Source organism: Ottowia oryzae (assembly GCF_003008535.1).
GTDB classification, from domain to species: Bacteria; Pseudomonadota; Gammaproteobacteria; order Burkholderiales; family Burkholderiaceae_C; genus Ottowia; species Ottowia oryzae.
In genome coordinates, this window is the sequence record NZ_CP027666.1 from 3424656 (window position 1) to 3443332 (window position 18677).

At 67.0% G+C, this 18677-nt stretch carries 16 protein-coding genes and 1 riboswitch; of the genes, 11 read left to right on the forward strand and 5 right to left on the reverse strand.

Annotated features, from left to right (window positions below; translation table 11 throughout):
• Window positions 1–19 precede the first annotated feature (19 nt).
• From C6570_RS15660 to C6570_RS15670, 3 genes are all read right to left on the reverse strand, one after another.
• Window positions 20–1072, reverse strand: a complete 1053-nt coding sequence (locus C6570_RS15660; protein WP_106704041.1) for a glycosyltransferase family 4 protein — start codon at window positions 1070–1072, stop codon at window positions 20–22.
• Complete coding sequence (locus C6570_RS15665) at window positions 1069–1896, reverse strand: UDP-2,3-diacylglucosamine diphosphatase (protein ID WP_245896510.1); 828 nt, start codon at window positions 1894–1896, stop codon at window positions 1069–1071. Before C6570_RS15665 ends, C6570_RS15660 begins: the two co-directional genes overlap by 4 nt.
• 193 nt (window positions 1897–2089) lie before the next feature.
• Window positions 2090–2941, reverse strand: a complete 852-nt coding sequence (locus tag C6570_RS15670; RefSeq protein ID WP_106704042.1) for a GNAT family N-acetyltransferase — start codon at window positions 2939–2941, stop codon at window positions 2090–2092.
• Between the two features lie 231 nt (window positions 2942–3172).
• Between C6570_RS15670 and C6570_RS15675 the strand changes: the two genes are divergently transcribed.
• The 3 genes from C6570_RS15675 (at window position 3173) to C6570_RS15685 (ending at window position 6377) form a co-directional block, all read left to right on the forward strand.
• On the forward strand, window positions 3173–3736 hold the full coding sequence (locus tag C6570_RS15675; protein ID WP_106704043.1) for a DOMON-like domain-containing protein: 564 nt from the start codon (window positions 3173–3175) through the stop codon (window positions 3734–3736).
• A 53-nt stretch (window positions 3737–3789) separates the two neighbouring features.
• Window positions 3790–5016, forward strand: coding sequence for an exo-beta-N-acetylmuramidase NamZ family protein (locus tag C6570_RS15680; protein WP_106704044.1), 1227 nt, complete (start codon window positions 3790–3792; stop codon window positions 5014–5016).
• A 269-nt stretch (window positions 5017–5285) separates the two neighbouring features.
• A complete protein-coding gene (locus C6570_RS15685; RefSeq protein ID WP_106704045.1) occupies window positions 5286–6377 on the forward strand; it encodes a glycosyltransferase family 4 protein in 1092 nt (363 codons plus the stop codon).
• Window positions 6378–6500: 123 nt separating this feature from the next.
• Here C6570_RS15685 and C6570_RS15690 read toward each other — a convergent pair whose 3' ends face one another.
• Together C6570_RS15690 and C6570_RS15695 are read right to left on the reverse strand one after the other, a co-directional pair.
• Complete coding sequence (locus C6570_RS15690) at window positions 6501–6923, reverse strand: acyl-CoA thioesterase (RefSeq protein ID WP_106704046.1); 423 nt, start codon at window positions 6921–6923, stop codon at window positions 6501–6503.
• A gap of 127 nt (window positions 6924–7050) precedes the next feature.
• On the reverse strand, window positions 7051–7833 hold the full coding sequence (locus C6570_RS15695; RefSeq protein ID WP_106704752.1) for an SDR family oxidoreductase: 783 nt from the start codon (window positions 7831–7833) through the stop codon (window positions 7051–7053).
• 149 nt (window positions 7834–7982) lie between these two features.
• Here C6570_RS15695 and C6570_RS15700 point away from each other — a divergent pair, with 149 nt between their 5' ends.
• From C6570_RS15700 to C6570_RS15735, 8 genes are all read left to right on the forward strand, one after another.
• Window positions 7983–9683 (forward strand): electron transfer flavoprotein-ubiquinone oxidoreductase, encoded by a 1701-nt coding sequence (locus C6570_RS15700; protein WP_106704047.1) that lies wholly within the window; start codon window positions 7983–7985, stop codon window positions 9681–9683.
• A 331-nt stretch (window positions 9684–10014) separates the two neighbouring features.
• A complete protein-coding gene (locus C6570_RS15705; RefSeq protein WP_106704048.1) occupies window positions 10015–10986 on the forward strand; it encodes a TRAP transporter substrate-binding protein in 972 nt (323 codons plus the stop codon).
• Between the two features lie 81 nt (window positions 10987–11067).
• The gene (locus tag C6570_RS15710) at window positions 11068–11580 is read left to right on the forward strand and encodes a TRAP transporter small permease (protein ID WP_106704049.1); all 513 of its coding nucleotides are present in this window, start codon (window positions 11068–11070) and stop codon (window positions 11578–11580) included.
• An 11-nt stretch (window positions 11581–11591) separates the two neighbouring features.
• Complete coding sequence (locus C6570_RS15715; protein WP_106704050.1) at window positions 11592–12887, forward strand: TRAP transporter large permease; 1296 nt, start codon at window positions 11592–11594, stop codon at window positions 12885–12887.
• Between the two features lie 109 nt (window positions 12888–12996).
• Window positions 12997–13117: riboswitch (glycine riboswitch) on the forward strand.
• Window positions 13118–13180: 63 nt separating this feature from the next.
• Window positions 13181–14368, forward strand: coding sequence for a glycine cleavage system aminomethyltransferase GcvT (gene gcvT / locus C6570_RS15720; protein WP_106704051.1), 1188 nt, complete (start codon window positions 13181–13183; stop codon window positions 14366–14368).
• 77 nt (window positions 14369–14445) lie between these two features.
• The gene (gene gcvH, locus C6570_RS15725; RefSeq protein WP_106704052.1) at window positions 14446–14814 is read left to right on the forward strand and encodes a glycine cleavage system protein GcvH; all 369 of its coding nucleotides are present in this window, start codon (window positions 14446–14448) and stop codon (window positions 14812–14814) included.
• Window positions 14815–14913: 99 nt separating this feature from the next.
• Window positions 14914–17856, forward strand: a complete 2943-nt coding sequence (gene gcvP, locus C6570_RS15730; RefSeq protein WP_106704053.1) for an aminomethyl-transferring glycine dehydrogenase — start codon at window positions 14914–14916, stop codon at window positions 17854–17856.
• Window positions 17857–17998: 142 nt separating this feature from the next.
• Complete coding sequence (locus tag C6570_RS15735; RefSeq protein WP_106704054.1) at window positions 17999–18610, forward strand: hypothetical protein; 612 nt, start codon at window positions 17999–18001, stop codon at window positions 18608–18610.
• The last annotated feature ends 67 nt before the right edge of the window (window positions 18611–18677 follow it).

The window sequence follows — 18677 nt, forward strand, 5'->3', positions numbered from 1 at the left end:
TTAACTCAAGCAGCGCCAATCAACCAATGACCGGCTGCTGGGCAGGGGCTGCGGCGGGCACCAGGTATTGGCGGAAAAGGTCGGTGGCGGCGTCCCAGCCAAAGCGCTCGGCATGGCGCCGCGCGGCGCCCCGTTCGATCTGCAGGGCCTGCGCCACCGCCTGCCCCAGGTCCTCGTGCATCACGCCGCCCACCGGCGTGCCCGCGGGCGCGCGCAGCACCTCCAGCGGGCCATCCACCGGGTAGGCGGCCACGGGCGTGCCGGTGGCCATGGCCTCCAGCATCACCAGGCCGAACGTGTCGGCACGGCTGGGAAAGACGAACACGTCGGCGCTGGCATAAACGCGCGCCAGCTCATGGCGTGGCAGCACGCCCAGCCAGCGCACGCCCGGGTGGTCGGCACGCAGTTTCTGCTCGACGGGCCCCACGCCGCACACCACCTTGGTGCCGGGCGTTTTCAGCGCCAGAAAGGCTTCGATGTTCTTTTCGTACGAGACGCGGCCTACAAACAGTTGCAGCGGGCGCGGTAGGCCGGCCAGCGCAGGGTGCGCGACCGGTAAGCCGCTGAAGGCGAACAGGCGCGTATCCACCCCGTGCGTCCAGTAGCGCAGATTGCGAAAGCCCCGCTGGGCCAGCATGTCGGCCACCGAATCGGTCGGCACCATCACCCCGGCCGAGGGGCGATGAAAGTGGCGAAACAGCGCGTAGCCCCAACTCAGCGGCACCTTGACGGCGGCGTTCAGGATCTCGGGAAACTTGGTGTGGAACGCCGTGGTGAAGGCCCAGCCGCGACGCAGACAGTGCCCGCGCGCCGCCCAGCCCAGCGGCCCTTCGGTGGCGATGTGCACCGGGTCGGGCCGAAAGCCGTCCAGCAGGCGGGCCACTTCGCGTCCCGGCCGAACGGCCAGGTCAATGCCCGCGTAGCCCGGGCAGGGCCGCGTGCGAAAACGGTATGGGTGAATCACCAGCACCTCGTCGCCGCGCCGCTCCAGCGCAGCCACCAGTTCCACCAGCGTGGTGACGACCCCGTTGACCTGTGGCGCCCAGGCGTCGGTGATCAGCGCGAGCCTCATGCGTGCACCGCCGGCGCCGCGCGCTCGGCCGGCGCGCCTACGCCCTGCCAATAGACCAATTCGAGCCGGCCGTCGTGGTGTTCGACCAGCGCGCTGCGGCTTTCGACCCAATCGCCGTCGTTGCAGTACAGCGTGCCGTCGATCTCGCGGATTTCCGCGTGGTGGATGTGCCCGCACACCACGCCGTGGTGCCCCCGGCGGCGCGCCTCGGCCGCCACCGCGCGCTCAAAGTCGCTGACGTAGTTCACGGCCTTCTTGACCTTGTGTTTCAGGTACGCCGACAGCGACCAGTACGGCAAGCCCGCCCGCGCGCGAAAGCTGTTCACGTGGCGGTTGAGCTTGAGCACGAACTCGTACGCATGATCGCCCACGTAGGCCAGCCATTTGGCGCACTGGATCACGCCGTCGAAATGGTCGCCGTGGGTGATCCACAGCCGCCGCCCGTCGGCCGTGGTGTGCACGGCGTCTTCAGCCACCTCGATGCCGCCGAAGTTGTTGCCGACGAAGCCGCGCGCAAATTCGTCGTGGTTGCCCGGCACGAACACCACGCGGCAGCCCTTGCGCGCCTGGCGCAGCAGTTTTTGCACCACGTCGTTGTGCGCCTGCGGCCAGTACCAGCGCCGGCGCAGCTGCCAGCCGTCGATGATGTCGCCGATCAGGTACAGCGACTCGCTGTTGTGCTCGCGCAAAAACTCGAGCAGCGGCACGGCCTGGCAGCCGGGCGTGCCCAGGTGCAGGTCGGAAATGAAGATGGCGCGATAGCGTGGGCGCTCGGTTGCCGCGCCAGGCTTGTCTGGCTGCGCTGTCCCGTCGCATTCCCACAGGTGCTGTGCTTCCCCCGCGCCCTGCACGCCGGCGCGCGCCAGCCACGACGCTGGCCCCAGCGCCCGTACGGCAGCCGCCGCGAGGCCATCGCCCGCGAGCGCCGCGTCGGCCCCCACGTGGGGCGATGGCGTTGCCCCTGCTCCCAAAGTGAGCGCGGACAAGGCGCGCAGCGACTCAGGCGGGCGTCCCAATTTACTGCCCTAGGAAGTGCTTGCGGTAGCGCGAAGGCAGGTCGCCCAGGCGCATCAGCATCGGCAAATCGGCCGAGTTGAAATCCGGGTCCCACGCCGGTGGGCCCAGCACCTTGGTGCCCAGGCGCAGGTAGCCCTTGATCAGCGCAGGCGGCTCCACCGGCAGGCTGGCGTTCAATTGCTCCACCGGCAGGGGCAGGCGCGGGCGCACCTGGTATTCGATGGGCGCCATGTGCTTTTCGCTCATCTGGCGCCAGATGCTGGCGGCCACGTCGCCGCTGACCATGCCGTTGTGCAGCATCGGGATGCTGGCGCAGCCGATCATCGTGTCCAGCTGGTTGCGCACCATGAATTCGCCCAGCGCCGTCCACAGCGCCATGATCACGCCGCCGTGGCGGTGATCGGCGTGCACGCAGCTGCGGCCCAGCTCCAGCATGCGCGAACGCAGCGCACGCAGGCGCGTCAGATCGAATTCGGTGTCGCTGTAGGTGCCGCCCACGCGGCGGGCCTGCGCGGGCGTCAGAACGCGGTAGGTGCCGATCACCTCGCCGCAGGCCGCGTCGCGCACCAGCAGGTGTTCGCAATAGTCGTCAAACAGGTCCACGTCGTGCCCGGCCACGGAGGTGGTCAGGCGCGCGCCCATCTCACCGGCGAACACCTGGTAGCGCAGGCGCTGCGCGGCCCTTACTTCGTCCTGATGGCGTGCCCAGGTGACTTCGATGTCGGCGCCGTACCGCGACGCACCCGAGCGAGAATCCGCGACGCCGCAGCCTGGATGAAGAGACCCCCGTGGCAGCTGAACCGCATGGTTCAACTGGGACAGGGCGAAGGTCGGCGTAGGCAGTTCTTTCATGGCCAAGTCCTCTTGTTGTATGTCCGCTGGTTGCCCCAGATGGTGGTTTTGCCGCGTGACCAAGACGTGTCGAATTCATGAAAAATGGATGACAACGCCGCCACGAAAGCATGCCGCCTGCGCGAAAGGTTTTGGAACCATTTAGGCCGCCAGCGCACACTCCACTAGCGCTGGCAGCTACTTTTTGCATAGCATCCGGCGGCTGACCGCTGCGCTGAGACAATATTTCCCATGCCCACACCGCCGCCCCTGCGCTTTCAGCTTGCACCGCACCCCAGCACGCCGTGCCGCGCCGTGCATTCGCTGTCGGTGGACGTGGGGCGCACCGCCGCTGGCGCGCTGCGCCTGGTCTACCGGCTGAGCGGCGATGTGGCCGCATTGCGCCTGCCACCCGCATCGGACCAACCGCAGCCCAGCGACGGGCTGTGGCGCCACACCTGCTTTGAAGCATTCATTGGGCCCGCATCGGCAACGACTTACCGCGAGTTCAACTTCTCCCCCTCCGGCGACTGGGCCGTATACGACTTCGCCCAAGAGCGCGTGCGCGCCGACGCGCCGCCCGCGCCTGCCGCACCCACCCTGACTTTTAGCCAACAGGCCGACGCGCTGACACTGACGGCGGTCACCCCCCACCTGCCCACGCCGTGGGACGAGTCCGCCGACACCCTGCTGGGCCTGAGCGCCGTGATCGAATCGGCCGACGGGCAGCTGAGCTATTGGGCGCTGGCCCACCCCCGGCCGCAGCCCGACTTTCACACCCGCGCCGGCTGGCCAGCCCGCCTGCCCGCCGCGTGACTGGCTTGCAACCCGCTGCCGCCGCTTCTCTACCTCTTTCCGCCTGCCACCGAATGAAAACCGGACTTGAACGCCTCATCGAAGACCCTGCCCTGCGCGCCCCGCTGAAGGGCCGCCGCGTGGCGCTGCTGGCGCACCCCGCGTCTGTCACGCGCGACCTGACGCACTCGCTCGACGCACTGGCCGCCCTGCCCGACGTGCGCTTGACGGCCGCCTTCGGCCCGCAGCACGGCCTGCGCGGTGACAAGCAGGACAACATGGTCGAATCGCCCGACTTTGTGGACCCGCGTCTGGGCATCCCGGTGTTCAGCCTGTACGGCGAAGTGCGCCGCCCCACCGAAGCCATGCTGGCGCCGTGGGACGTGCTGCTGGTGGACTTGCAAGACCTGGGCTGCCGCATCTACACCTTCATCACCACCCTGCGCTACGTGCTGGAAGCCGCCGCCGCGCATGGCAAGGCCGTGTGGGTGCTGGACCGCCCCAACCCCGCCGGCCGCCCGGTGGAAGGGCTGACGCTGCGCCCCGGCTGGGAAAGCTTCGTGGGCGCCGGCCCCATGCCCATGCGCCACGGCATGACCATGGGCGAGCTGGGCCACTGGTTCATCGCCCAGCTGGGCATGCAGCTGGAATACCGCGTGGTCACCATGCAAGGCTGGCAGCCCGGGGCCGCCCCCGGCTACGGCTGGCCGATGGGCCCGCAAGACTGGCGCACCTGGGTCAACCCCAGCCCCAACGCCGCCAACCTGAGCATGGCGCGCGCCTATGCCGGCACCGTGATGCTGGAAGGCACCACGCTAAGTGAAGGGCGCGGCACCACGCGCCCGCTGGAGTTGTTTGGCGCGCCCGACATCGACACCGCCCGCCTGCTGGCCGACATGCGCGCGCTGGCGCCCGATTGGCTGCGCGGCTGCCAGCTGCGCGAGTGCTGGTTTGAGCCCACCTTCCACAAGCACGTGGGCCAGCTGTGCGCGGGCGTGCAGATCCACGTGGAAGACCCGGCCCACTACGACCACGCCGCCTTCCAGCCCTGGCGCCTGCAGGCGCTGGCGTTTCGCGCCGTGCGCCTGCAGCGGCCCGACTACCCGCTGTGGCGCGATTTCGGCTACGAATACGAGCACGACCGCCTGGCCATCGACCTGATCAACGGCAGCCCGCTGCTGCGCGAATGGGTGGACGACGTGACCGCGCCCCCGGCCGAGCTGGACGCGCTGGCCCGCGCCGACGAAGCCGCCTGGCTGGCCGAACGCCGCCCGCACCTGCTGTACGACGCCGCTGGCTGATACGAATCCGCCCTCAAAAATATAAGAACCGTTCTGGCTGAGCCTGTCGAAGCCCTGCGCGGTGCATGCACTTCGACAAGCTCAGTGCGAACGGTTTCTGACGGATTCAACGCAATTGGGTATGAGGCGCGCGCGCCCCGTCACACGCGCTTCACATTCCGACGGCTCAATGCCCGCAGCGGCACGCGGGAAAGCCTGCGCGCTTCGAACTCAACACCGCTGCGGTGCGCACTTCTGTTGCGCAAGCAGCTATCAACTCGGTAGCGACGATGAAGATCATGATCGTCACCGACGCGTGGGAGCCGCAGGTCAATGGCGTGGTGCGCACGCTGAAGATGACCACGCGGCACCTGCAGTCGATGGGGCACAGCACGCACATCCTTTCGCCGCTGGATTTCCGCTCCTTCCCCTGTCCCACCTACCCCGAGATCTCGCTGGCGCTGGTCAGCCCCGGCGCGGTGGCCCGGCACATCGACCAGGTCCAGCCCGACTGCCTTCACATCGCCACCAAAGGCCCGCTGGGCTGGGCCGCGCGCGGCGTGGCGCTGCGCCGCGGCTGGCCTTTCACCACCGCGTACCACAGCCGCTTTCCCGAATACGTGCACGCCCGCGTTCGCGTGCCGCTGGGCTGGAGCTACGCGCTGCTGCGGCGCTTTCACAACGCCGCGCAAGCCACGCTGGCGCCCACGCCCGCCATCGTGGACGACCTGCGCGCGCGCGGCTTCACCCAGGCGCGCCTGTGGTCGCGCGGCGTCAACCTGGACGCCTTCACGCCCGACGGCCCGCGCCTGCCCCGGCCCAGCCACCCTGTCTTTCTGTACGTGGGGCGCCTGGCGGTCGAAAAGCAGGTGCAGAAGTTCCTGGCGCTGGACTTGCCGGGTGAAAAGTGGGTGGCCGGCACCGGCCCCGAAGAAGCGCGCCTGAAGCGCCAGTTTGCCGACGTGCGCTGGTTTGGCGTGCTGGGCGGCGACGAGCTGGCCGCCGTGTACCGCAGCGCCGATGTGATGGTCTTCCCCAGCGTCACCGACACCTTCGGCCTGGTGATGGCCGAAGCCATGGACTGCGGCACGCCCGTGGCCGCCTACCCCGTGCCCGGGCCCATCGACGTGGTGGGGCGCGATTCGCCCGGCGGCGCGCTGAGCGACGACCTGCGCGCCGCCTGCCTGGCCGCGCTGCACAAGCCGCGCGACGGCGTGCGCCGCCATGCCGAGCAGTTCAACTGGCCGGCTGCCACCCGCCAGTTCGAGCAGGCGCTGGCGCCGCTGCCGCACGCCCGCGGGGCGGCTCCAACGCCAGTCACGGCAGACTTCGGGCACGACCCAGTCGCTGGCGCTGACGGCAAATCGCTATCCATTAAATAGCTGCCAGCGCAGGCTGCACCTGCGCCAGAGGCCGATTTTACTGGGAATGTTCAAGGCGCAGTGCCATATCGCCCTGGGCGAATGAACGCCACAAATGAAAGTGAGCGAAGGTGAACGAAGGCGCTATTCGCTGACCAGCTTGCGGATCCAGTCGGGCAGCTCCACCGCCTTCTGCCGCGGGAAATCCACCCAGATGGTGGTGGCGCCGCCCGCCGCGCACACCACGCCCGGCTCGCTCAGCTTTTCGATCGTGGCCCAGGTTTCAAACGTGGTGCGGGCCGCGTCGCTGACGTACAGGCTCACCAGGATGTCGCCCGGGTATTCCAGCTGCCGGTAAAAGTTGCAGAACGCATTGACGATGACCGGGCCCTGGCCCTGCGGGTCGGGCCGAAAGCCCACGGCGGTGAACCAGTCGATACGCGCGGTTTCCAGGTAGCGGAAATACATCGCGTTGTTCACGTGGCCCATCGCATCCATGTCGCCCCAGCGCACGCTTTGGCGCGACTCGAAGACCAGCTTTTTATCCTCGGGAATCTCGATTCTCATGGGCTTGCGTCCAACGTTTTGGGTGGGCGATCGGGGCAGCGGGCCGGCCGGCCGGCGCGGTCAGCCGCTGTAATTACTATGAATTCAGTAGCTGCCCGCGCTGGTGCAGCGGGCGCTGGCAGCCGTTTTAGACCGCAAAACCGTCGTCAGCGGCAATCACGGCACCGTTGATGAAGTGGCTTTGGTCGCTGGCCAGCATGATCAGCGCGGCGTCCAGGTCTTTGGGGTCGCCCACGCGCTTGCGCGGCAGCATGGCGATCAGCTTCTTGCCGCCTTCGGTGTCCCAATGGTGGTGGTTGATCTCGGTGTCGATGTAGCCTGGGCACAGCGCGTTCACGTTGATGCCAAAGCGCCCCCATTCCAGCGCCATCGCCTTGGTCATCTGCACCACGGCGGCCTTGCTCATGCAGTACACGCCGATCTGCGGCAGCACCTTCAGCCCCGCCATGCTGGCGATGTTGATGATGCGCCCGCCGGTAAAGCTGCCCGGCGCCGCGCCCTTGGAGCGCGCCAGCATGCGCTTGGCCACCTCTTGCGCCACGAAGAAGGCGCCGCGCACGTTGGTGTTGAAGACGAAGTCGTAGTCTTCCTCGGTCACGTCCTGCAGGCGCTGCGTGGTGGACACGCCGGAGTTGTTGACCAGGATGTCGATCGAGCCCATCTCGGTCTCGGCGCGTGCCACGGCGGCGCGGATCGAATGCACGTCGTTCACGTCGCATTCGACCACGTACGCGTCGCCGCCGTCGCCCTCGATGCGCGCGCGCAGGTCCTTGAGCTTGTCGATGCGCCGGCTGGCCAGCACGACACCCGCGCCCGCCTGCGACAGCGTGCGGGCAAACTGGGCGCCCAGGCCGCCCGACGCGCCGGTGACGAAGGCCACGCGGCCGGAAAGATCAATGCTGTAGCTCACAAACGGTCTCCAATTGAGGGCGATCAGGGTGTCGCAGACGGGGCGCATGATGCGCCAGCGCATGCATAAAATGGGTCGCAGACCCGACAGTCGGCGCAGGACAGCGCCTGCCGATCATTATTTCAAACGTCACCACGAGAGCCAATCCCATGACCCCCGAGGAAATCATCCAGCAATACGGCCCGCGCGAGGCCATGGAATACGACGTGGTGATCGTCGGCGCCGGCCCGGCCGGCCTGTCGGCCGCCATTCGCCTGAAGCAGCTGGCGGCGGAAAAAGGCCAGGACGTTTCGGTTGTGGTGCTGGAAAAAGGCTCCGAGCCCGGCGCGCATATTCTTTCGGGCGCCGTGATGGACCCGAAGGCCCTGACCGAGCTGATCCCCGACTGGAAGGACAAGGGCGCCCCGCTGAACCAACCGGTGACGGACGACGCCTACGTCTTCCTGAATGAAACCGGCGGCACGCGCGTGCCCAACTTCATGCTGCCGCCCTTTGCCCACAACCACGGCAACTACATCGTCAGCCTGGGCAACGTGGTGCGCTGGCTGGCGCAGCAGGCCGAGGCGCTGGGTGTGGAGATCTTCCCCGGCTTTCCGGCGGCCGAGGTGCTGTACAACGAAGACGGCGCGGTCAAGGGCGTGGCCACCGGCAACATGGGGATCGGCAAGGACGGCAACCCGACGGAAAACTTCCAGCTGGGCATGGAGTTGCACGGCAAGTACACGATCTTCTCCGAAGGCTCGCGCGGCCACCTGGGTAAGCAGTTGATCGCTCGTTACAAGCTGGACGCCGACAGCGACCCGCAAAGCTACGCCATCGGCATCAAGGAGCTGTGGGAAATCGACCCCAGCCGCCATACGCCCGGCTTCGTGATGCACACCGCCGGCTGGCCCATGGACGAGCACACCTACGGCGGCGCCTTCCTGTACCACGCCGAGGACAACAAGGTGTACTGCGGCTACGTGGTCGGCCTGAACTACAAGAACCCCTACCTCAGCCCGTTTGAGGAATTCCAGCGCTGGAAGACCAACCCGCGCGTCAAGTGGTACTTCACCGACGACAACGGCAACGTGAACGCCAAGCGCCTGTCGTACGGCGCGCGCGCCATCACCGCCGGCGGCATCCTGGCGCTGCCCAAGACGGTGTTCCCGGGCGGTGCGCTGGTCGGCTGCGACGCGGGCTACCTGAACGTGAGCCGCATCAAGGGCAGCCACGCCGCCATCAAGACCGGCATGCTGGCCGCCGAGGCCGCCTACGACGCCGTGGTGGCGGGCCGCCAGCACGACGAGCTGACGGCCTACCCGGAAGCCTTTGAGGACAGCTGGCTGGCCGCCGAGCTGAACAAAGACCGCAACTTCAAGAACTGGTTCAAGAAGGGCCTGAGCGTAGGCACCGTGATGAACGGCTTCGAGCAGTACGTGCTGCGCGGCCACGCGCCGTGGACTTTGCACCGCAAAGATCCGGACTATTCGCAGCTGAAGCCGGCCGCGCAGTGCGCGCCGATCGCCTACCCCAAGCCGGACGGCAAGCTGACCTTCGACCGCCTGTCCAGCGTGTTCATCAGCAACACGAACCACGAAGAGAACCAGCCGTCGCACCTGACGCTGAAAGATCCCACCGTGCCGGTGCGAATCAACCTGCCCGAGTACGCGGGGCCGGAATCGCGCTACTGCCCTGCCGGGGTCTATGAGTTTGTGGCGGACGAAACCAGTGGCTCTGGCGCGCAGCGCCTGCAGATCAACGCGCAGAACTGCGTGCACTGCAAGACCTGCGATATCAAGGACCCCACGCAGAACATCGTGTGGGTCACGCCCGAGGGCGGCGGTGGTCCCAACTATTCCGGTATGTGACACCCCAAGGTGTCTGCCAGCGTCTGCAAGCGCGTGCACGTGCGCGGTTGACCCGGCCACGCTAGGTCAAGCGGCCACCGCAACCGCTTTCATGCAGGACACCATCGGCGCGCCGCAAGCGATTGCGGCGCGCCGATGTGCTTGGCCGGGGGCCATTTGCCGCAGGGCGGTGCGCTGGAGCACGCGCCAGCCGCATTGGGCTTTCAATCGCCTCCGCGAAAACCCGAAGCGCCGTCCGGGTTCGGCTGCTGATAATGCAACGCGTGTGGCGGGCCGACGGCGCAGGAAAGCCGTTTCTGCCGAAAACAACGAATATGCAGGAGACAAACCTATGAAAGTTGCGAATCTGGTTTTGGGGGGCGCCCTGGCAGCGCTGGGCGTGGGCGCACAGGCCCAAACCACCACGTTGAAGATCGGCTATGCCACCGCGCCGGATTCGCATTACGGCGTGGGCTCGAAGGTGTTTTGCGACCAGGTGGAAAAGGGCACCCAGGGCCGCTACAAATGCCAATACTTCCCCAACTCGGCACTGGGCGGCGAACGCGAGCAGATCGAAGCGGTGCAGCTGGGCACGCAGGATCTCGTTAACACGTCCACCGGGCCGGTGGGCAACTTCGTGCCGGAAGTGAAGATCGTTGACATTCCCTTCCTGTTTCGCGACTACGACCACGCGCGCAAGGTGATGGACGGGCCCATCGGGCAAGGCATTCTGGCCAAGTTCCCCAGCAAGGGCATCGTCGCCCTGGCCTGGACGGAGAACGGCTTTCGCCACATGACGAACAGCAAGCGCGACATCGTCAAGCCCGAAGACGCCAAGGGTCTGAAGATGCGCACCATGGAAAACAAGGTGCACATGGATGGCTACCGCGCCTTCGGCATCCTGCCCACGCCGATGGCCTTTCCTGAACTGTTTGGCGCGCTGCAGCAAGGCACGGTGGACGGGCAGGAGAACCCGATCCCCGTCATCTTGTCGGCCAAGTTTGCGCAGGTGCAAAAGCACCTGTCTCTGACGGGGCACGTCTACTCGCCCGCGCTGCTGCTGTTGTCGCCCAAGGTGTGGAATAAGCTGTCTGACAGCGACAAGAAGGTGTTCGTGCAGGCCGCCCAGGCCGCGGGCGCGGCCCAGCGCAAGAAGGTCAACGAAGACGAGGCCAACGGCATTGCCCAGCTGGAGCAGCAAGGCATGAAGGTCATCAAGACCGTGGACAAGCCCGCCTTCCAGGCCGCGCTGAAAGTGCCGTATGAAGGCTATGCCAAGGAGTTTGGCGCCGACAACATCAAGAAGATCCAGGACGTCAAGTAAGCTCCGATCCGACCAGAGCCGCCCGTTCGCCACGCCAGGCGCCGGGCGGCTTGCTTTTGAACCCTCAACCGGTAGCCCGCCGTGCAGACTTTCGAGCGCGCCTTCGTCGCCATCAACCGCTGGATCCTGATCCTGCTTCTGGCCGCCATGTCGGTCATCGTGTTCGCCAACGTCGTCATGCGCTACACCACGCATGAATCTCTGGAATGGGCCGAGGAAGTGTCGCGCCACATGATGATCTGGCTGACGTTCCTGGGCGCGGGCCTGGTGCTGCGCTACGGCGGGCACATCGCGGTAGAGAACCTGCAGGACGCCCTGCCCCGCCGCGGTGGCGTTGTCATGCGCGCCGTGGTCGCCGTGCTGCTGCTGGCCTTCTTCGGCTTCATGGTCTGGTACGGCTGGCTTTACATGCAGCGCACCTTGTTCCAGCTGACGGCGGTCACGCAGATTCCGTTTGCGTACATCTACGCGGCCATGCCCATTGGCGGCATCCTGTTGATCGTGCACGGGGCTTTCATCGCCAGGCGCTACGTGCTGGGGCGCGAGTTCGCCGCCGATGAGCATTTCGACGCCAACGCGTCGGCATCGCTGTAAGGGGCCGAGCCATGTTCGACCCCAGCGTTTTGCTCATCGTTTCGGCCTGCGTCTATCTGGCAATAGGCGTGCCCGTGGCCTTTGCCCTCGGCCTGGCCACCGCCACCACCTTGCTGCTGGCCGAAAACTACCCGCTCATGGTGCTGCTGAAGGAAACCTTCACCGGCATCGACTCGTTCCCGTTGATGGCCGTGCCGTTCTTCATCCTCGCTGCTGAGCTGATGAGCGGCGGCTCCCTGACCGAAGTGCTGCTGCGCTTTGCGGGCCAGTTCGTGGGTCACAAGCGCGGCGGCCTGGGCTACACCAACGTGGTTGGGCTGACGTTCTTCTCGGGCATCTCCGGCTCGGCGCTGGCCGACGCAGCCGGCCCTGGCGCGATGATGATCCGCATGATGGACAAGGCCGGCTACGACCGCTCCTACGCCGCCGCGCTCACAGCCGCCACCGCCATCGTGGGGCCAATCATTCCGCCGTCGATCATCATGATCATCTACGCCCTGCAGGACGACAAGGTGTCGGTGGGTCAGCTGTTTGCGGCCGGCATCATCCCCGGCATCCTGATCGCGGTGGCGATGTGCGTGGTGAACTACCGCGTGTCCAAAAAGCGCAACTACAAGGGCGAAGGCCAGCTGCCGCCCCTGCGCGAAATCCTGCTGACCACGTGGCGCGCCCTGCCTGCCATCTTGCTGCCAGTAGTGATCCTGGGCGGCATGCGCGCGGGCTGGTTCACGCCGACCGAGGCTTCGGTGGTGGCGGTCTTTTACGCGCTGGTGTGCGGCAAGTTCGTTTACCGCACGCTGGCCTGGAAGGCGGTGCCGGACATCCTGGCGCGCTCTGCGCTGCTGTCGGCCTCGGTGCTGATCATCATCGGCTTCTCGGCGTCGTTCGCCTGGGTGCTGACCATCGAAGGCATCCCGCAGCAGCTGGCCGAATGGCTGGTCAGCATGCATCTTTCGCCCGTGGCGTTCCTGATTTTGGTGAACATCTTCCTGCTGCTGTTCGGCATCTTCATCGAACCACTGCCCGGCGTGATGGTGCTGGCGCCGATCCTCGCGCCGGTCGCCGTGCAGATGGGCATCGATCCGGTGCACTTCGCCATGATCGTCATCGTCAACCTGACGCTGGGCATGATCACACCACCCGTCGGCGGCCTGCTGTTCGTGACGTGCAACGTCTCGCGGGTGTCCATGTCGGCACTGGTGCGCGAGCTGGTGCCCTTCCTCTGGGCGCACGGCGTGGTGCTGTTGCTGCTGACGTTCGTGCCGGCCCTGTCCACCTGGTTGCCGCACATGATGGGCTTCAAGTAACCCAAGCGGAAGCCCCGCAGACCGGCGATATACTGCCGAATCGTCAGGAGAGAGCGCCGCGAAACAGCGCCGCCGAAGGCTGAACGCTCAGGCAAAAGGACTGACGAAACTAGATTCTGTTGGAGAGAGGCGGCGCAGTTTGACAGCGCCGCCCACCGAAGGGGCAAGGGGCGTCGCGCGCGCAGTGCGCTGCCTTGAATCTCTCAGGTAAAGCGGACAGCAGGGTTCCCGGTGCGCGCCGCCCGTTGAGGGCTTCGCGCGCAAATGCTTTTCTTGTGCATTGGAGCCCGCCCATGTCCGCCACGCCGCCTTCCGACCTGCTGAAAACGCCGCTGTACGACCTGCATGTCGCGCTTGGTGCGCGCATGGTGCCTTTTGCCGGCTACAGCATGCCGGTGCAGTACCCCACCGGCTTGATGGCCGAGCACAAGCACACGCGCGCCAGCGCCGGGCTGTTCGATGTCTCGCACATGGGTCAGCTCAAGCTGGTGGGTGCCGACGCCGCCGCCGCACTGGAAACGCTGCTGCCCGTCGACGTGCTGGGCCTGGGCTTGCACAAGCAGCGCTACGGCCTGTTGCTGACCGACGAAGGCACCATCATCGACGACCTGATGTTCGTCAACTGGGGCGACCCTGCGACCACCGGCGAAACCCTGCCGCGCGCCGAGGGCGAAGGCCCCGGCCCGCAGCTTTTCCTGATCGTCAACGGCGCCTGCAAAGCCGGCGACATCGCCCACATCCATGCCCGCATCGGTCAGCGCTGCCAGGTGCTGCCGATGCCCGAACGCGCGCTGCTGGCGCTGCAAGGGCCCCAAGCGGTGGACGCGCTGGCCCGCGTGGTGCCAGGCGTCGAAGCGCTGGTATTCATGACCGGCGCGCCCTTCGCCTGGAACGGCGGCAGCCTGTACATCACCCGCAGCGGCTATACGGGCGAAGACGGCTTCGAGATTTCCGTGCACGCATCGCAGGCCGAAGCCTTCGCGCGCGCCCTGCTGGCGCAGCCCGAGGTGCTGCCCATCGGCCTGGGCGCGCGCAACTCGCTGCGCCTGGAAGCCGGCCTGTGCCTGTACGGCAACGACATCGACACCACCACCACGCCGGTGGAAGCGGGGCTGAACTGGGCCATCCAGAAAGTGCGCCGCACCGGGGGCGAACGCGCAGGCGGCTTTCCGGGTGCAGAGCGGGTGCTGGCGCAGCTGAGCGGCGAAAGCGCCCCCACGCGCCGCCGCGTCGGCCTGATCGCCAAGGAACGCATTCCGGTGCGCGAACCGGCCGCGCTGGAAAACCTGGACGGACAAGCCATCGGCCAGGTGACCAGCGGCCTGCTCAGCCCCATGCTCGACCAGCCGATTGCCATGGCTTACGTAGGCGCCGACTACGCCGCCATCGGCACCGAGGTGTTCGCCATGGTGCGCGGCAAAGGCGTGCCGATGGTGGTGTCGGCCATGCCGTTCCTGCCGCCGCGCTACCACCGCGGCTGATTTCGTTTTTTGATAGAAACCGGGCGCCAGCCCTTGCACAACCTGCGCAAGCAGCTCTTATTTTCGGAGCAAAACCCATGACCACCCAGTACACAGAAGACCACGAATGGATCCGCGTGGAGGGCGACATCGCCACCGTCGGCATCACCCAGCACGCGCAGGATGCGCTGGGCGACGTCGTGTTCGTCGACCTGCCCGAAGTGGGCAAAACCTACGCCCAGAAGGAAGTGGCGGGTGTGGTTGAAAGCGTGAAGGCCGCGGCCGACGTGTACATGCCCGTCAGCGGCGAAGTCACCGAAGTGAACGAAGCCCTGCGCGGCGAACCTAGCCTGGCCAACAGCGACCCGGCCGGCGCGGGCTGGTTCTTCAAGGTGCGCCTGTCCGAGCCGGCGCAAGTGGCCGCCCTGATGGACGAAGCCGCCTACACGGCCTTTGCCGGCGCCTGATCGCCACGCAGAACGCTGAGTGAGGCGCACCGCGCGCGCGGCCCTTGGGCTGGCGCGCCCGGCGCGCCTTGCCCAACGCTTTGCCTGGAGATCCGCGCCATGTCCGCCGCCCCTGCTACCGCCACCCCCACCGATTTGAGCCAGCTGGAGAACGCTGGCGAATTCATCGCGCGCCACATCGGCGTGACACCCGACGAAGAGCGCCAGATGCTGGCCGTGATTGGCGAGCCCTCGCGCCAGGCGCTGATTAACGCCATCGTGCCGCGCAGCATCGCGCGCAGCGACGACATGGCGCTGCCGCCCGTGACCACCGAGGCCGCCGCGCTGGCCGAGCTGAAAGCGATCGCCGGCCAGAACCGCCTGCTCAAGAGCTTCATCGGCCAGGGCTACTACGGTTGCCACACCCCCGGCGTGATCCTGCGCAATGTCCTGGAAAACCCCGCCTGGTACACCGCCTACACGCCCTACCAGGCCGAGATCAGCCAGGGCCGCATGGAAGCGCTGGTCAACTTTCAGACCATGGTGACCGACCTCACCGGCATGGACATCGCCAACGCCTCGATGCTGGACGAAGCCACCGCCGCCGCCGAGGCGATGACGCTGGCGCGCCGGTCGGTCAAGGCCAAGGGCAGCGTGATCCTGGTCAGCGGCGACGCGCACCCGCAAACCATCGAGGTGATGCAAACCCGCGCCGCGCCGCTGGGCTTGACGGTCAAGTTGGCCAATTCGGCCGAGGAGTGGGCCGCGGCCGTCGCCGCCGACGACTACTTTGCCGCGCTGATCCAGTACCCCAGCAGCAGCGGCTGGCTGACCGACTGGAGCAGCGAGGTGGACAAGGTCCACGCCAAGGGCGCGGCCGCCATCTTCGCCGCCGACCTGCTGGCGCTGACGCTGGTCAAGTCGCCCGGCGAGATGGGCGCCGACATCGTGGTGGGCAGCACCCAGCGCCTGGGCATGCCCATGGGCGCAGGCGGCCCGCACGCCGCCTACATGGCCTGTAAAGACGCCATCAAGCGCAGCCTGCCGGGGCGCCTGGTGGGCGTCAGCGTGGACGTGCACGGCAAGCCGGCCTACCGCCTGGCGCTGCAAACGCGCGAGCAGCACATCCGCCGCGAAAAGGCGACCAGCAACATCTGCACCGCGCAGGTGCTGCCCGCCGTGGTGGCCAGCATGTACGCCGTGTACCACGGCCCCGTGGGGCTGCAGCGCATCGCGCAGCGCGTGGCGCGCTTCACCAGCATCTTCACGGCCGGCGTGAAGCAACTGGGCTTGGCCACCACGCACCACGCATCGGCGTTTGACACGGTGTGCTTCAAAACCGATGACGCTACCGATTCAATAGCTGCCCGCGCTGTACAGGCGGGCGCCAACCTGCGAAAAGCTTGGCAAGACTACCTGTGCGTGTCGTTCGACGAAACGCATACGCGCGCTGACGTCGAGCTGCTTTGGTCGGTGTTCGCCAACGGCCAGCCGCTGCCCGACTTCGCCGCGCTGGAAGGCACCGCGCCCGACCTGCTGCCCGCCGAGCTACGTCGCACCAGCGCCTACCTCACGCACCCGGTGTTCAACAGCCACCACAGCGAAACCGGCATGCTGCGCTACATCCGCCAGCTGTCTGACAAAGACCTGGCGCTGGACCGCAGCATGATCCCCCTGGGCAGCTGCACGATGAAGCTGAACGCCACCAGCGAGATGATCCCCATCACCTGGCCCGAGTTCGCCAACGTGCACCCCTTTGCGCCCGCCGACCAGCAGAAAGGCTACGCCGAGCTGGACAGCCAACTGCGCCGCTGGCTGTCCACCATCACCGGCTACGCCGACGTCAGCCTGCAGCCCAACGCGGGCAGCCAGGGCGAATACGCTGGCCTGCTGGCCATCAAGGCTTGGCACGCCGCGCGCGGCGATGCGCAGCGCGACGTGTGCCTGATTCCCAGCAGCGCGCACGGCACCAACCCGGCCAGCGCGCAAATGGTGGGCCTGAAAGTGGTCGTGACCAAGTGCGACGAGCGCGGCAACGTCGACCTGGACGACCTGCGCGCCCGGTGCGAACAGTACCGCGACCAGCTCGCCTGCGTGATGATCACCTACCCCAGCACGCACGGCGTGTTTGAAACGCAGGTGAAGGAGCTGTGCCAGATCGTGCACCAGCACGGCGGCCGCGTGTACGTGGATGGCGCCAACATGAACGCCCTGGTCGGCGTGGCCGCACCCGGCGCGTTTGGCGGCGACGTGAGCCACCTGAACCTGCACAAGACCTTCTGCATTCCCCACGGCGGCGGCGGCCCCGGCGTCGGCCCCGTGTGCGTGGTGGAAGACCTGGTGCCCTACCTGCCCACGCGGCCCGGCCAGGGCGATGAAGCCCAGGCCACGCCCGCCGGCCGCGTCGGCCCCGTCAGCGCAGCGCCCTACGGCAACGCCAGCGTGCTGCCCATCAGCTGGATGTACATCCGCATGATGGGCGCCGCCGGCCTGAAGCACGCCACCGAAACCGCCATCCTGAGCGCCAACTACATCAGCAAGCGCCTGGCCGAGCATTACCCCACGCTGTACGCCAGCGAAGGTCAAGACGGCCGCCCCGGCCACGTGGCGCACGAGTGCATCCTGGACCTGCGCGGCCTGAAAGACACCAGCGGCGTGATGGCCGAAGACGTGGCCAAGCGCCTGGCCGACTACGGCTTTCACGCGCCTACGCTGAGCTTTCCGGTGGCCAACACGTTGATGGTGGAGCCCACCGAAAGCGAAACGCTGCAAGAGCTGGACCGCTTTATCGACGCGATGATCGCCATCCGCCACGAAATCCGCCGCATCGAGCAAGGCGAGTGGCCCCAGGACGACAACCCGCTGAAAAACGCGCCCCACACCGCCGAAAGCCTGATGGCCGCCGATTGGCCGCACCCCTACCCGCGCGACGTGGGCGCGGCCTTGGCACAGCGCCTGCCCGGCAGCGTCAAATACTGGCCGCCGGTGGGCCGGGTGGACAATGTCTACGGCGACCGCAACCTGTTCTGCAGCTGCCTGCCGGTGGAAGACTTCGCGGCCTGACGCGGCTGGCGCCGTGTCTGGCGTGCTGTGCCTGGCACCCGCTCGGCGTGGCGACGCAGGGCGCGGTTACACCCGTTCACACTCCCACCCTTTGCCCCGGCTAGGCTTGAAGCCTTTGCCGATCTCCCAAGGTTTTTTTCTCATGTCGATTTCCGTTGTATCCCGCCACGCCGCCGCCCTGCGTACTGCTTCGTACACCGTGCGGCGCCACGCCCAGGTATTTTTGGTGGCCCTGTGCACACTGGGCGCGCTGGCAGGTCCCGCCCTGGCGCAACAAAGCGGAAAGCTGCCGCCCGCAGACGAAAAGGCGCTGCGCGAGTACACGATCAAGGCTGATACCCTGGACCGGGCCTTCGGCGTGGTGCAAGACGCCCGCCGCGAGAAGATCAAGGGCAGCAACCACGGGGACGCCAAGACGCTGGACGACATTGCCAACGGCCTGAACGCCGACCCGAAAGCCAAAAGCGTGCTGGAGAAAAACCAGATCACCGCCCGCGACTACATCATGACCATGATCGCGCTGAACCGCGCCGGTGCGGCCGTGCAGGCGAATGCCAAGTCGCCTGCCGACGCGGGCACCAACGCCGCCAACATGGCGTACGTGAAGGCCAACAAAGGCCGCATCGGCGCCGCCATGACGGCCGGTCGCGACGCCAAGGCCGATGCGGCCAAGGCAGAAGCCGCCAAAGCCAACGCGGCCAAGTCGGATGCCGCCAAGCCCGAAGCGGCCAAACCCGACGCTGCGGCCAAGTAAACCCGCGCCTTACTCTGGCGGCGCTGGCCCTTCGGCCGCGCCGCTTTTCTTCGTCCAGACGCTGCTG